At 59.8% G+C, this 14,273-nt stretch carries 13 protein-coding genes; 7 read left to right on the forward strand and 6 right to left on the reverse strand.

From position 1 onward, the window contains the following. Positions 1 to 22: 22 nt before the first annotated feature. From Q0X28_RS00370 to Q0X28_RS00380, 3 genes are all read right to left on the reverse strand, one after another. On the reverse strand, positions 23 to 1,129 hold the full coding sequence (locus Q0X28_RS00370) for a TIGR02569 family protein (protein WP_296238136.1): 1,107 nt from the start codon (positions 1,127 to 1,129) through the stop codon (positions 23 to 25). 63 nt (positions 1,130 to 1,192) lie between these two features. Further along, a complete protein-coding gene (locus Q0X28_RS00375) occupies positions 1,193 to 1,996 on the reverse strand; it encodes a HesA/MoeB/ThiF family protein (RefSeq protein ID WP_298575375.1) in 804 nt (267 codons plus the stop codon). Positions 1,997 to 2,068: 72 nt separating this feature from the next. Beyond that, complete coding sequence (locus tag Q0X28_RS00380; protein ID WP_298575378.1) at positions 2,069 to 3,037, reverse strand: DUF3152 domain-containing protein; 969 nt, start codon at positions 3,035 to 3,037, stop codon at positions 2,069 to 2,071. Between the two features lie 233 nt (positions 3,038 to 3,270). On the opposite strand from Q0X28_RS00380, the gene Q0X28_RS00385 reads away from it, so the two are divergent. Beyond that, complete coding sequence (locus Q0X28_RS00385; RefSeq protein ID WP_298575381.1) at positions 3,271 to 3,879, forward strand: TetR/AcrR family transcriptional regulator; 609 nt, start codon at positions 3,271 to 3,273, stop codon at positions 3,877 to 3,879. Positions 3,880 to 3,971: 92 nt separating this feature from the next. Here Q0X28_RS00385 and Q0X28_RS00390 read toward each other — a convergent pair whose 3' ends face one another. Further along, on the reverse strand, positions 3,972 to 4,199 hold the full coding sequence (locus Q0X28_RS00390) for a DUF3107 family protein (RefSeq protein ID WP_053962327.1): 228 nt from the start codon (positions 4,197 to 4,199) through the stop codon (positions 3,972 to 3,974). A gap of 413 nt (positions 4,200 to 4,612) precedes the next feature. Here Q0X28_RS00390 and Q0X28_RS00395 point away from each other — a divergent pair, with 413 nt between their 5' ends. From Q0X28_RS00395 to Q0X28_RS00405, 3 genes are all read left to right on the forward strand, one after another. Further along, positions 4,613 to 6,301: a DEAD/DEAH box helicase gene (locus Q0X28_RS00395; protein ID WP_298575976.1), complete on the forward strand. Its 1,689-nt coding sequence runs from the start codon at positions 4,613 to 4,615 to the stop codon at positions 6,299 to 6,301. A 9-nt stretch (positions 6,302 to 6,310) separates the two neighbouring features. Beyond that, positions 6,311 to 7,639 carry a hypothetical protein gene (locus tag Q0X28_RS00400; protein WP_298575385.1) on the forward strand — a complete coding sequence of 443 codons (1,329 nt, stop codon included), beginning with the start codon at positions 6,311 to 6,313 and terminating at the stop codon, positions 7,637 to 7,639. A gap of 369 nt (positions 7,640 to 8,008) precedes the next feature. Then, complete coding sequence (locus Q0X28_RS00405; RefSeq protein ID WP_053962325.1) at positions 8,009 to 8,263, forward strand: WhiB family transcriptional regulator; 255 nt, start codon at positions 8,009 to 8,011, stop codon at positions 8,261 to 8,263. 342 nt (positions 8,264 to 8,605) lie between these two features. Here Q0X28_RS00405 and Q0X28_RS00410 read toward each other — a convergent pair whose 3' ends face one another. After that, positions 8,606 to 9,028 carry a hypothetical protein gene (locus tag Q0X28_RS00410; protein WP_298575390.1) on the reverse strand — a complete coding sequence of 141 codons (423 nt, stop codon included), beginning with the start codon at positions 9,026 to 9,028 and terminating at the stop codon, positions 8,606 to 8,608. After that, complete coding sequence (locus tag Q0X28_RS00415) at positions 9,025 to 9,588, reverse strand: sigma-70 family RNA polymerase sigma factor (RefSeq protein WP_367270658.1); 564 nt, start codon at positions 9,586 to 9,588, stop codon at positions 9,025 to 9,027. Before Q0X28_RS00415 ends, Q0X28_RS00410 begins: the two co-directional genes overlap by 4 nt. A 318-nt stretch (positions 9,589 to 9,906) precedes the next feature. Between Q0X28_RS00415 and ybaK the strand changes: the two genes are divergently transcribed. From ybaK to Q0X28_RS00430, 3 genes are all read left to right on the forward strand, one after another. After that, on the forward strand, positions 9,907 to 10,428 hold the full coding sequence (gene ybaK, locus Q0X28_RS00420; protein ID WP_298575393.1) for a Cys-tRNA(Pro) deacylase: 522 nt from the start codon (positions 9,907 to 9,909) through the stop codon (positions 10,426 to 10,428). Positions 10,429 to 10,691: 263 nt separating this feature from the next. Next, positions 10,692 to 12,413 carry an ABC transporter ATP-binding protein/permease gene (locus Q0X28_RS00425; protein WP_298575396.1) on the forward strand — a complete coding sequence of 574 codons (1,722 nt, stop codon included), beginning with the start codon at positions 10,692 to 10,694 and terminating at the stop codon, positions 12,411 to 12,413. Next, positions 12,410 to 14,257 (forward strand): amino acid ABC transporter ATP-binding/permease protein, encoded by a 1,848-nt coding sequence (locus Q0X28_RS00430; RefSeq protein WP_298575399.1) that lies wholly within the window; start codon positions 12,410 to 12,412, stop codon positions 14,255 to 14,257. Before Q0X28_RS00425 ends, Q0X28_RS00430 begins: the two co-directional genes overlap by 4 nt. Positions 14,258 to 14,273: the final 16 nt, after the last annotated feature.

Below are 14,273 nucleotides of genomic sequence, written 5' to 3' on the forward strand. Positions count from 1 at the left end.
ACTGCACAACCTGCACGGACACTCAGTGATGTTCTGGGGAAGTGGCGTCCTCCCCCGTCTGGAGCTCTGGATCTGCTGAGGCAGAGCTGTCTGGGGCTCCCTCCCATGCATCGCCAACCTCGGGAAATTCTGCGGTGTCTTCCCAAGAGGTGGGTTCTGGAGAGACGTCCAGGTGCGCGCTGGAGTCCGCGCCTTCATCGACGGTGATCTCCGCAGCAGGCGGTTCGGTAGACGGCACAACCGCCGGCTCTACCGACGTGCTGTTAGCCACGAAGTCTGCAATCACCACGCCCGTGTGGAGCAGCTTGTCGTAGGCGCTCGCGGCGGAATGACGGTGCACAAGGTGCAGGCCCAACCGGAACAGATACGCTCGCAAAAGCTGTTGGGGCCATTCGGACAGGTGGCGCCAGCGCTGTGGCAAGTCGGCATCTGCTCCCGCCCAATTCAGGGCATCCACCACTATGACTCCCGCAGCCCAAGCCGGGTTGTGCCAGTAGGGCACAATATCGGGGACCAGTGGGGCACTTCCTGGCTCAAACAGTGTTCCAAACAGCATGTCTCCGTGGACAACTTGGGCAGGAGCGTGGACATCTTCTCGTAAGTCTGCAAACTGCTGGTAAAGCTCCACCCCTGCGGCAATATCAGCCCGCAGGCCGCCGTCAACTCCAGTTCCGTGCGGCAGATAGTCCCGCAGTAGTTCCAGCCCGGCAGGGTGGAAAGCGGCCCGGTCGGCCATGCTGAAGTAGTCTGCCTCCGTCCAAGGGGAGGCAGGAGCACCGACGAGGAAGCGTGGACGCTCCTGGGGGGCGAGGGCGTCGTGCAGGCGGAGAGACGTGGCGATCACCTCATCGGGGCGATTCTGCAGAACTCCGGGGCCATAGTGGTCAGCCCGCCAGTCCCCCACAATTGTGCGACCGTCAGTAGCACGGAACGGCCTGGCGATGCGGATTCCGGAGGGGTCGAGGGTGTCGCGGACGCGGGCGGACCAGGTGGCCCGGGCACGGTCCGCCACTGGGGTTAGCACGATGGGGCCAGCGAGCACGCCTCCACCCCAGCCGCGAGGGGCGGGGCTTAGATGCGGATCACGCAAACCAAAAGCGTTGAGGACATTCGGAGAGGGCTGCAGCATACTCACGTCTTTATCCTACGTGTCGGAGGCGGGTTGTGGCCGGACGAAACCCGGCGAGACCGTCTACCTATCAGGGCGAAGTGCGATTTCTCGAATACGCATCTGCATCGCGTCATAATACAACACGCGCCCCAGCAGATTATCGCCCTGTCCGAGGAGGAGCTTCACGGCTTCTGTCGCCATGAAGCCACCGATAGTACAGCAGAGCGCCCCCATGATGCCGGCACCGGGCTCCCGAGAAGGTGCATCGGCGGAGGGTTCCTGGGGATACAAATCTCGTAAGGTGACGGCACGGGCTGGATCGGGGCATTGCTCCCAAAAACTCGTCACTTGGCCGCGCCAGTGCAAAACTGAGCCCATCACCTCCGGTACTCCCAGCTGTCGGGCAAGGTCGTTGATGAGGTAGCGGGTGGCAAAGTTATCGGTGGCATCCACCACCAGATCCCAGTCGGTTCCAAATTGGGCAAAGTCGCCGGCGTGGAGACGAACCGGGAAGGGGATGACGTTTACCCCCGGGTTGACTCCCCGCATACGCCGGGCAGCCGACTCTACCTTTTGCTCCCCCACAGTGGCGGTGGAGTGGATCACTTGCCGCTGCAAATTGGAAAGATCCACGACATCATCATCAACGATGCCGATGGTGCCCACGCCAGCTGCTGCCAGATAGAGCAATACGGGAGAGCCCAAACCACCGGCTCCGATAACAAGCACCCGAGCGGTGGAGAGGCGACGCTGCCCCTCCTCCCCTACACCGGGTAGGTTGAGATGCCGGGCGTAGCGCCCTTCCTGATCTGCGGTGAGTGGGGTTCCCACTGGGGCCAGGGGGGCGAGGGGAACGCGGCTAGGGGGTACCGGGCGAGGAGTCATGTCTCCAGCATAGAAGTCGGACAGGGACCCGTCACCGGTCTTGCGACTATTACTCGTGGTGAGGAAAAAGCCTTAGGGTGTTTCGGAAACGGGAAGCTCTGGAAGTGTAGCGGCAACGACGTTTTCCGGATTAGGCCAGGGATTGGGCTGACAGGTGAAGCTGGCGGAGAATCCGGGAGCTCTGGAGAGACTCGGCTCGAGTTTCGCAACGATCGTATTGCGGAGGGTGAGAGTTTGCTGCATCATCACCGGGGCAGTGCCATTGGCAGCTCCACATACTTCGTGTCCGAACCCTAACCCATGTCCTAGCTCATGGTTGATGACGTAGTAGCGGTAGCCGGCGAGGTCGTGGGAGAAGGTGGCGGCTCCCCGGACAAAGCGTGCCAGGTTGATGACGACGCGGCGAGTCTGCGGCGACCAGCAGGAGGTTTCCACGGGCAGAGTGTAGCCGCACAGTTTGCGGGTCGTCAGTGGGGTGGCGAGGGTGAAGTGTAGGGCAGTTTTGCGAAGGTCAGCCCCTACTCCGGTGGGCTCTTTCTGGAGTGCAGCGAGCCCTACTGTGTCGAATTGGTGGAAGCTACGACGTCCACCGCTCACCCAACCGCGGGGATCCCCTAAGGCCGAATGCACCCACCACGCGAAAACATCGCGGCCACCGATGTGGCTGGTGTTGATACCGCCCTCGATGTCGATAGTGTAGGGGATGGTGACTGCCCCAAGAGTGGCGGCAGCAACAGCATCTGCCACCGAGTTAGGGGCTCCCTGCCCTGGTGTGGCTGCGGCGCTTGCTTCCATACTGGGGGCGACGTGCAGTGGGTCGGTGACAAACTCTCCGGTGCCACGCTCGGTATAGGGGCCGCCCGCGGGGAGGAATGCGGCATCAACGATGGCTGCGAGGGCGGGGTCGGACAGGTGGGTGGCTGAATGGCCATTGGACTGTTCTACGATGGCCGGCTGGTGGCCGCTGGTGGCAGTATTGTGTGTGGACTGTACGGCTTGGACAATGCCCACGATGATGATGACCACGGCGAGGAGTGCCATGAGCATGCCGCCAACCAGCCATGCTCCACTTCTTTTTGCCTGTTCAGAAGCGGCACTTGTAGATCTTGTGGAGTGTGGGGAGGGGTGTTGTGGAGCCACGGGACATCCTTTTAATTTGAACCGAGTTCACTTCTCACCTGGCCACCCTCCGGTAAGGTGCGAAGTAGCGGAGACGGTTACGACTGTATCTGTGGAGCGGGCTGCCAGGTCGTTGGCTGACGAGGAGGTACGGAGTGAACACCACGTCTACTAGTCGAGTGTCGCGAGAAGAACGGCGCGAGGCAATTTTGGACGCGGCGCGTCGCCATTTTGTCTCCAACGGATACCACGGAACCGGTATGGATGATGTGGCCAGCACACTGGGGCTCAGTAAGCCCATCGTCTACCAGTATTTTTCCTCCAAACACGATCTTTATTTGGCGGTGCTGGAAAAAGCGGGGGAAAATTTGGAGGAGACCATCGGCGCGGTGCTCAACCAACCGGGCCGTAATCGTGACATAGTGCAGGCGTCGGTGCGTGCCTTCTTTGAGTTCGTCGCCGATGACATGCAGTATTATCGGCTGCTGTTCGACTCCGACATGCTCGATGATGTGGATGCTGCGGAGCGGGTTGAGGAGGTGACGTCTGCCGTCGTGGAACGTATCGCGAACCATATTTCGAGCGACACGGGGCTCGCCGCACCACATGCGCAAGTGCTGGCAAGTTCAGTGGTGGGAGCGAGTGAGTCGGCAGCGAAGGCGTGGTTGCGGACGTCTCAGAGTGAGCTGGATATCGACACAGCCTCTGACCTCATTGCGGGAATGATGTGGAGCGGCCTACGCGCTCTACCAGCACAGTCGTAGCGCACTGCCGCGGAGTAAACCCCCACCATAATGTGCCAGCTGCGGTGATGGGAAGGGCACCTAACACTACGGGGCTGTTACTGTCGCTGATGCTAGTTGGCGAAGCCGACTTTACGGCCTTCTTCAGCGGAGACTTCCGCGGCGACAATCTTGGAGGCAGCAACGACATATTGGTGCTTTTTCACGTCAGTAAACTCCAGGACACCTGCCTGGGAGGCGAGGGCATCCTTCACCTGTGCGAGCACTGCTGCACCATCGTCCACCTGGGCAGAAATCTGGACGGGAGAGTCCTGCAGGGTGATTTTGACGGTGACGGCCATGGGTTCCTCCTCGGTGGGTGCAGGATGGCAGGGTGCCAGTCTGCGGGGTTCTCTTCTGCCAGTGTACGCATCGCCTTCCAGGTCTGCACTTCTCCTTTGCTAGACTTGAGGCACGCCGCCTGTTGAGTCAGGTTGTGTAGAAAGAAATGTGCGCGGCCTTCCATGCTTGTGGATATCTCTCCGCAAGTCGGCAGCTGAGGCAGTTCCCGGTGTTTGTCCCGCTCTGGGCGCAAGAGGAGCGCGAGAGACGGTGATGGTGCTTCCATCATGAGCATCCCATCGTCAGTACCGTGCGGAACGCTTCCCCTCCCTTCTGGACGCGCGTGCCGATAGTTTTCGCGGAAAGCGAGGCGCCTGTTATGGCCCACCCCTCCAACTTTGTAGAGTCTCAGCAGCACGATTCCGAACTGGATATGAATGTCCAGACGACGGTGCTGGATGATGGTGCAACGAGCACCGCTAACTCCCCCACTTTCGCCGCTTTGGGCGTCCATCCCGCTATTGTGGAGGCTCTGGCGGAAAAGGGTATTGAACACACCTTTGCGATCCAGGAGCTCACCCTTCCGCTGGCCATGGCGGGGCAGGATCTCATTGGTCAAGCCCGTACTGGAATGGGCAAAACGTATGGTTTTGGGGTGCCGCTGCTGCATCGTTTGGTGATGTCACCTGATCGTCCGCTTGACGGCACACCCCGCGCCTTAGTGGTCGTTCCTACTCGTGAGCTGTGCCTGCAGGTGGAGGAGGACCTTGCACAGGCTGCTCACACCCTACAGGTGCAGGAACGGACGGAGGATGGCGACGAGACCGGCCGGGTACGTCCCCTGTCAGTTTTAGCGGTCTATGGTGGCACCCCCTACGAGCCGCAGATCAAGGCCCTGCACGAGGGGGTTGATCTGGTGGTGGGTACCCCCGGCCGATTGATGGATCTTGCCCAGCAGCATCACCTTATCCTTGGCAAGGTGTCAGTGCTGGTCCTGGATGAGGCCGATGAAATGCTGGATTTGGGCTTCCTTCCCGATATGGAGAAGATCCTCAGCATGGTGCCGGAGGATCGGCAGACGATGCTTTTCTCTGCCACGATGCCGGGGCCGATCATTCGGCTTTCGCGCTCCTTCTTGCGCCAGCCCACCCATATTCGGGCTGAGTCGGTGAATGCCTCTGCCACACATGAGAACACCGCCCAGTTTGTGTATCGCGCCCACGCCCTTAACAAGACGGAGATGGTCGCCCGTATTCTGCAAGCCGAGGGGCGTGGTAAGACGATGCTCTTTACCCGGACTAAGCGCACCGCCCAGAAGTTGGCGGAGGAACTTGCGGAGCGCGGTTTCCGGGTCGCTACCGTCCACGGCGATTTGGGCCAGGTGGCCCGGGAAAAAGCTCTTGATGCATTCCGGGACGGCACCGTGGATGTGCTGGTGGCTACCGATGTGGCGGCCCGCGGTATTGACGTTGATGATGTCACCCACGTTATTAACTACCAATGCCCAGAGGATGACAAGACATATGTCCACCGCATTGGCCGTACCGGCCGTGCGGGCAACTCTGGTGTTGCTGTTACGTTGGTGGACTGGGATGACATTCCTCGCTGGATGCTCATCGACAAGGCCCTAGATTTGGGGAAGGGTGAGCCGGAGGAGACCTACCACACCTCCGAGCACCTTTACTCCGACCTCGGGATTGATCCCGACGTGAAGGGCGAAGTAGGCCCCGCACAGGAGCTCATTGGGGTGCCCACGCGGCGCCGGAGCCGAGCCCGGGATGGCCAGGGCGGCCGCGGTGGAGAGCGCGGTAAGCGCAATGGTGAGCGCCGCGAGGTGCGGGGTCGTGCCCGCCAGCGGAAGGATGCGCAGGACGGTGACGGCGAGGAGCGCCGCGAGGTGCGGGGTCGTGCCCGCCAGCGGAAGCGCACTCGTGCTGGCGCCACCCAGGGGGCGGAGATGCAGCAGGCTGTTCCTCCCGAGGCCCACAAGGCTACTGCCAAGGATTCTGTGGATAAGAATGCCTCTGCTAGTTCCGCCAAAGAGACTGGCGCGCAGCAGGGCCAAGGTTCCCAGCGGCGTCGGCGCCGCCGCCGCCGTACCCAGCATTCCTCCGCTGAGTAGGAGGCCAGGATGGCCGCCCAGCATGCTTCTGCTTCTCCTCGCCTGCGCCGCCAGTCCCGCCCTGTGCGGGTAGCGGCGGAACGCTATACCGTTCGCGATGTCGTTGCGGTGGCTCTCATAATAGTGGCAGTTGTCGTGTTGGCGGCGGTCACGTGGGTGACGGGAGGCCGGTCCCACGCCGTTCTCGCCCGTGGCGGGCAAGTACAGAGTGGTGCTCCTATTACGCGTGAACCAACTGGGCTGGTCGTGGTGTGGCGGGCCCCATCTCCGGTGACCGCCACTCGGCTGGTGCGCGGTCCGCTCACCGCTGGCCCGGTGGTGCTGACGGGCACGTTTGAGGCTGTTACTGCGCGCAGTCCGATGACGGGCGAGATGGTGTGGGAGTACCGGCGTGGTATTCCTTTGTGTGCGCTGGAAGCCGCGTGGGGCGGGGCGGTTACTGTCTGGGACTTCCCTGGTGGGTGCGGCGATGTCATGCTTATTAAGGGCGATGGCGGGCGGTATGGACCCTCTCGGTCTGGTTTTGCAGCTGGTCCACGTCGGATTGTGACCGGCGGACAACATATTCTTTCCTATGGACCGCACCAGGTGGAGTCCTGGCGCGCTGATTTGGTGCGAACGATGCTGGTGGGTCCCAGCGAAACTCCCTTGGAACCAGATCAAGCACAGCAGCCGGTGTGTGACGTCGTGGATGCTACCGAGAATGATGACACGGTGGGTGTGCTGCGGCGGTGTCCTGGCGATGCATCCCTGCGATTCACCTTCTTTAACGCTGTTCCGAAGGAGGATGTCACTCCTGAACTAGAGGGGAGCTGGTTGACGGGTGCGCACCATGGAGCGGTGCTGGAAGTCACTGATTCTCGAGCTTTGCTCTATTTAGCCGAACCTACCCCACGTTTTGTCGTGTTACGCCATTCGCGTCGGGAGAGTGCCGATGAAGCTGCGCGTACGACAGTGCGGGTACTCGAGATGACTCGTGCGGAACATGGGCGGGCGGCGTTACCGGGTATTCCGATTGTGCGGACTGATAAGTCCCTTTTCTGGAATGACGGTGAGAATCTCTACGCTTTCGATGCAGAGACTCTTGCGCCGAAGTGGAGTGCTGCGCACGTGGTGGGTACACCGGGTATTCTGTCGAGCCTGATGGGTTCCCCACATTGGTTGGTCGCTCCGGTGCGTGGGGGGCTCGCATTGGTGGATGGAAATACGGGTAAGCGGGCTCGGTTGTTGCCAGTTGCGGGGCCGGCAATCCGCAAAGTTGTGGTTATTGGAGGCATGATTGTGGTCCAGCAGGGTGACACTATCCTGGGACTTTCGCCTTTATGGGATGTGCATTAGAGGTGTCAAATCAGGATTTGTGAAAAATCCTGTTGTTTACTCCCCGGTAACATAAACTCAGCACACAGATTGCGGTGTCCCTTTTTAGGACTTTTCCCAGGAAATGCATTTACCTGCATTTTTAGGAAAAGTGAGACCCACTTCTCATATCTCATCTAGTGACTCAGATCATAGGTGAATTTACACTGTGGCTTTCGTCACATTAATGAAAAAATCTCTTGACATCCATCTTAATCGTGACAAGATTTAACGAGTGTGCAAAGAACACCCCCGTTCTTCCCATAACTTCTCTAGCTTAGATGCAATAAGCAACTCCCCCAAACTAACGACTGCAATATTTTGTGACTTTTTCAGTAAGGAGCATCGACTATGGATTGGCGCCATGAAGCACTCTGCCGCGACGAGGACCCGGAACTCTTCTTCCCCGTAGGAAATTCTGGTCCCGCGCTGGCGCAGATTGCCTGCGCAAAGCTGGTCTGTAATCGCTGCCCGGTGACCAACCAGTGCCTCGCGTGGGCCATTGAATCCGGTCAGGATGCCGGTGTCTGGGGAGGCATGAGCGAGGAAGAGCGGCGCGCCCTCAAGCGTCGTAAGGCTCGCGTCCGTGCCCGCAGCACCGTCTAATTACAACCACTTTACGATCGCCTCACTTCTCCAGTGGGGCGATCGTTTTTATCTAATTGCACTGAACCGCCCGGTAATGAAAGAATAATTTTCGTTCCAATTTGTACTGACACTTCGACGACCTCGTGGTTCGATTCGGAGGATGGTGCACACCAAACGAACCAAGGAGGCAACTATGGGAAAGCGTGGACGCAAGAAGCGCGCCCGTAAGGGCAGCAAGGCCAACCACGGAAAGCGGCCAAACTCTTAAGTCGCGGACAGGCTTGGTCTACCGAGCAGCCCGCTTAGAACGCTTCAGGCGCCTCCCGGATGCTTTCGGGAGGCGTCTTTTTCAACGCTGGGCTAGCTGTTGAGTTCTTCTCCATCAGCAGGCAGTTCACTGTTAGAACAGTGAATATACGATAACAGGCGAAGACGGAGATTTTCCGGAGCATGTTCCGCACACGCGTAATGGAGTTTGCCGCGCAGTTTCGATTCCACCTCGAGAAGCTCCGCGCCACACGGGCACTCCGCCAGTTCCTCCCCCACTTCTGCCGCCAACTCATCGTCATCATCTAGCTGGTGCAACATTCGCTGCACTTCATAAACGACGACGGAGCAGTCCAACGAGGAGTAGTCCGACACATGGGGGTCCAATAGCGCGTATGCGCGGTTCACCGGACAGGACGACGACGTGGGGTTACCGGAACATCCACAACCATTAGTGCCACAGTGGCTGGCATGCTCCTGCTGTGAGGCCAGCAAATTACGGCGACGACTGCTCACAGTTCTCCCCCCTCTCCACCAATACCGGCGGCTAGTGCGATATCTCGAAGCGACTCACGCAGCTGCTTCCGTCCACGGTGTAGACGAGACATGACCGTTCCGATGGGAGTGTCCATGATCTCTGAAATCTCCTTATAGGGCAACCCCTCCACATCCGCGTAGTACACCACCATACGACGATCCTCCGAAAGCTCATTGAGCGCATGCTTAATAGTCTCGTCGGGAAGATTATCCAGGGCCTCTACTTCGGCGGACCGGAGACCTGTGGCGTGGTGGTTCGCTACCTCAGCAACTTGCGCGTCCGTCATCTCTTCCGCGGGGGAATGATACGGCTGGCGTTGCTTCTTCCGATACGTATTGATGTACGTATTCGTCATGATGCGGTAGAGCCAAGCTTTAAGATTGGTGCCTTCTTTATAGGAAGCGAAGGAGGAGAATGCCTTCGCGTACGTTTCCTGCACGAGGTCTTCAGCATCGGCAGGGTTACGCGTCATCCGCATTGCTGCACCGTAGAGTTGGTCCAAGAGAGGCAGTGCATCGCGCTCAAAACGTGCGGCCAACTCGGTAGGGTTTTGAGCGGAGCGAACTGGGGCAGAAGCGGTACTGACGGGATTAACCTTTACTAGCAATGCACGACACGGAGGGCGCCGGGCGGGAAGAGCACTACCCCTTAACCCTAATGGGTAAGGGTCGCTCTTAGCGAGCAGGACAGTGTCAAGAATTCGTACCGACTCTTGGTTCGGCCTACACAAAATTGGGCTGTCTAGGATGCCAATGGCCATTCTCCACCTCCTTCCATCCACCTCAACACCCCCCAAATAGGTGATATTCCGTCTCATACCAAGAGTTGCCGAGAGCGTACAAGTAAAGTGAAGGGCGTGAATAAAGCTGCTTCAACCCCCGCTAACACCCCTGCTCTTGCTGCTCTCGCCCACACCTCACTCAACTACCGCGTGCACACCTACGAGAACGAGTCAGAACACTACGGCCAAGAAGCCGCACAGGTGATGGTGGACCGGCTGGGCATCGAACCAGAACAGATCTATAAAACCCTCATCATTGAGCTTTCCGGCACCCTCGCCCCCGGTGAGTCACCCCTCGCAGTTGCCATTGTCCCCGTCACCACTACTCTCACCGTGAAAAAGGCTGCGACGGCTCTGGGCGCGCACAAAGCACGTATGGCTGCCGTTGCCCTCGCCGAGAAAACAACGGGATACGTGGCTGGCGGTATCTCTCCATTAGGCCAGAAGCGAGCACTCCGCACTGTTATCGACGAAAGCGCCTTGTTGTGGGACACCATTTTTGTGTCTGGCGGACGGCGCGGCTGCGACCTGGAGATCGCACCTGGTGACCTCATTACCCTAACGAACGCGATAGTCGCCGATATCGCAGCACAATAGCAGGACTGCCACACCCCTATGTACTAGTACATGCGCATTTTTATACCTCTCGTACAATTTCCTATATTCGCAGTTCTATACACATTTTACGAATAGAGCAGAGAGATTCTCGCGGCTACCGAATCGCCCAGAGTGAACGTAGAATAATTTTTTAGAGACAATGTGTCGCTTAAGCTATTCTTAAAAGAGAAAGACTAAGTGTAGCCAACCCTTATTAAGGCTCTTCACGTCCGCATCCACAGAACACGGGATTGGAGTACTCCATGGCGAAGACCACGAAGACGAAGAAATCTCCGAAGGAACCACTGGGGACACGCGCTGGAACCCGCGTCATCCGCCTCGCTCTTCTCTTGGGACTCATCACCACCGCAACCACCGGAGGCCTCTTTGTCCTTCTCGGCACCGTCATTGACGCTGCCAACAACGGCACAGATGTCAGCGGTGGCACCATCACCGGCATCATTGTCCTGGCGCTCGTCTCCATCTTCATCGTCGGGTTCAGCCTCTTCCTCACACAGACCTCCGCCGTCTGGGAAGAACTCCACCTTCGCCACAAACTCGTCAACCACCTCATGAGCCTCGGCACCCAGGAACGCTCCGCAGAACGCACTGGTAGCATCGTCAGCCTGCTCACCGACGATACCGAACGCATCTCCTATTACCGGCAGACCTTCCTCGGCCCCATGATCGGCTCCATGTTGGCCCCCGTCATCACCATCCTCATCATCGGATCGACCATCGACTGGGAAATCGCCGGCTGGCTCTCCCTCACCATCCCAGCGGTGCCCATCCTCATCGGCAGCTTTGAAATGGTGTTCAGAAAAGTCTCCGGCAAGACCGTCAGCGCCCGGTGGGAACTCTCCTCCACCTACCTGGACGCCATCCAAGGCCTCACCACCCTGCGTACCTTCCGCGCCGCCAAACGCATCGCCAAACAACTCGCAGATATTGGTGAAAGCAACCGCGTCAGCATGATGAAACTCCTCTTCGGCAACCAACTGGTCATCTTCATCGTCGACGCCGTCTTCTCCCTGGCCATGATCACCCTCTCCACTTTCCTCGCCTACCAAGCGCTCCGCGACGGAAACATCACCATCGGGCAAGCCGTCGCTGTCGTCCTCCTCTCCACCATCATGCTGGAGCCCCTCGATCGCATCGGCCAATTCTTCTACGTCGGTATGGGAGGCCTCGCTGCCCAGCGCAAAGCTCGCGCCTTCCTCGCCGAAAAACCCGCCTACCAGATCATCAGCGAGGAAAAGCGGGCTGCCGACCCCACCGTCCACCAGGACGCTGCCGCCAGCGCACAGCCCGGCGCCATCACCCTTCACAACGTCACTTTCGCCTACAGCGCCGACGACGATGCCAAACAGGTCCTCCGCAACCTCAACCTCGACATTGCCCCCGGTGAACATGTGGGCCTCGTCGGTACCTCCGGGGGCGGAAAGTCCACCCTGGCTGGCCTTGTCCTGGGCGATCTCGTCCCTCGCACCGGATCCGTCACTGTGGACGGAAAGATCGTGGGTGAAGTACCAGCCGCACAAATTCGCTCTGGCACTGCCGCCGTCAACCAAACCACTTGGCTCTTCACCGGCTCATTGGCAGACAACCTCCGCATCGCCAAAGCCGATGCCACCGAGGAAGAAATGTGGCACTCCCTCGACACCGCTGCCCTCGCCGAAGACGTCCGCACTATGCCGGACGGCCTCAATACCGAGGTGGGCGAACGAGGCTACTCACTCTCCGGCGGCCAAGCCCAACGTCTCGCCATCGCCCGCGCCATCCTCGCCGACGCCCCCATCATGGTGTTCGACGAACCCACCTCACACGTCGACATCAACTCGGAAGCGGCCATCCTCGCCGCCATGGAAAAAGTAGGCCACGGCAAGACCGTGCTCACCATTGCCCACCGCCCCACCGCCCTCCGCGACGTGGACCGCGTCCTCGTCCTCAAAGACGGCAATCTCACAGAGGAGAAGCAGGCATGATCAAGCGCTCCGAACTCGCTCGTCAACTCGTTAGCGTCACCAAACCCGTTATGTGGCCGCTCATCCTGAGCACCCTCTGCCGCATCGTCGACCAGGTGCTGGGGATCGTGCTGCTCTCCCTCGGAGCCTGGGGCCTCGTCACCATCGGACTCGAGTACACCCAACCCACCCCTGACACCGCCGCCATCAGTCACGCCGCCGGAGTGACCTTCGGATGGATGATCGGCATCGCCTTCATCAAGGCCCTCATGCGCTACCTCGAGCAATTCCTCGGGCACTTCTGCGCCTTCCGCTCCCTCGAGCTTCTGCGCACCGACTTCTTCAACAAGATCTGGCCGCAGGCCCCTGCCATCCAACACACCACCAAATCCGGTGACCTGCTGGCACGCGCCACCAAAGACAACGACCGTATCGAAGTGTTCTACGCACACACCGGCGCCCCTGCCATCGCTGCCGTCGTCGTACCCCTCGGTACCCTCATCTGGCTCGGCGCCAGCATCAGCTGGACCGCCGCCCTCACCATCCTGCCTTTCGTCGCCCTCGCCGCCTACGTCGTGCCCTTCGCTTTCTCCGGCCCCGCGCACCGCGCCGCCCGACACATGCTACGCATCCGCGGCGACCTCACCCAGCACCTCACTGACACCACCCAAGGCATGCGGGAAGTCCTGGGCTTCGGCTACGGCCCCCGCCGCCTCACTGAAACTGATGCCATCTCGCAACAGGTAGGAGAAGCAGCCTTCGCGAACCGCCTCACCTCTGGCATCCGCCGCAGCCTCTGCGAAGGTTTACGACTCTTCGCTGTCCTCACTACCGTGCTCGTTGGGGCAAACGCCGTTCGCGACGGAAGTCTCAACCTCCCCGACCTCGCCATCTGTGCCACCGTAGCGCTAGGAGTATTCACCCCCGCCCGCGGTACCGAAGACTTTGCAGACGACCTGGAACGCTCCTTCGCAGCTGCCGAGCGCATGAGCATCATCAAGTACCGGGAACCCTTCGTCCCTGACAGCGGCGACCCCATGCCCGCAGGCTCCATCGACACCATCAGCTTCCGCCACGTCACCTTCACCTACCCGGGAATGACCGACACGGTCCGAGACCTCGATGACGCCGACCGAGGTGTCACCGTCCAGCAAGTCCGCAAACAAGCTCTCCGGGATGTCTCGGTAGACTTCCCCGGCGGCCAACACACTGCCGTCGTGGGCGTTTCCGGATCCGGCAAATCCACCATGGTGCACATGCTGCTGCGTCACTTCGACCCCGATGCCGGCGAAATCACCATCAACGGTGCGCCTACCACCAGCATCAATCCCGATGACCTCCGTGCTGCCGTCACCGAAGTGAGCCAAGCCAGCCACCTCTTCAACACCTCCATTGCAGAGAACCTGCGTCTAGCCAAACTCGATGCCACCGACGACGAGCTATGGGAGGTCCTCCGCATCGCAGGAATGGACCGAGACATACGGAACAGTCCGCGCGGTCTTGACACCCCAGTGGGGGAATTTGGCACCGAACTGTCCGGTGGGCAGGTGCAACGACTCACCATCGCACGTGCTCTCCTCACCGACGCCCAGGTGCTCGTGCTGGACGAATACACCTCTCACCTTAACCAGGAGCTGGCCCACCAGGTAGGCGAACAAATAAAGGCAGCCCGCCCCAACGCCACCATCATCGAAATCACCCACCAGCCCGCCAGCGCCCTCGACGCCGACAACGTCATCGTCATGGAAGAAGGCCGCATCGTGGAACAGGGCGAACCACACACCCTGGCAGCAGACAAGAGCAGCATCCTGGCTCGTCTCCTGCAACGCTGGGATGACATGGAAGCTGCTGCCGCACAGCACTAACCTCCGCCCTGCGCGT

Origin of the sequence: uncultured Lawsonella sp., assembly GCF_947252745.1 — a bacterium.
Taxonomy (GTDB): domain Bacteria; phylum Actinomycetota; class Actinomycetes; order Mycobacteriales; family Mycobacteriaceae; genus Lawsonella.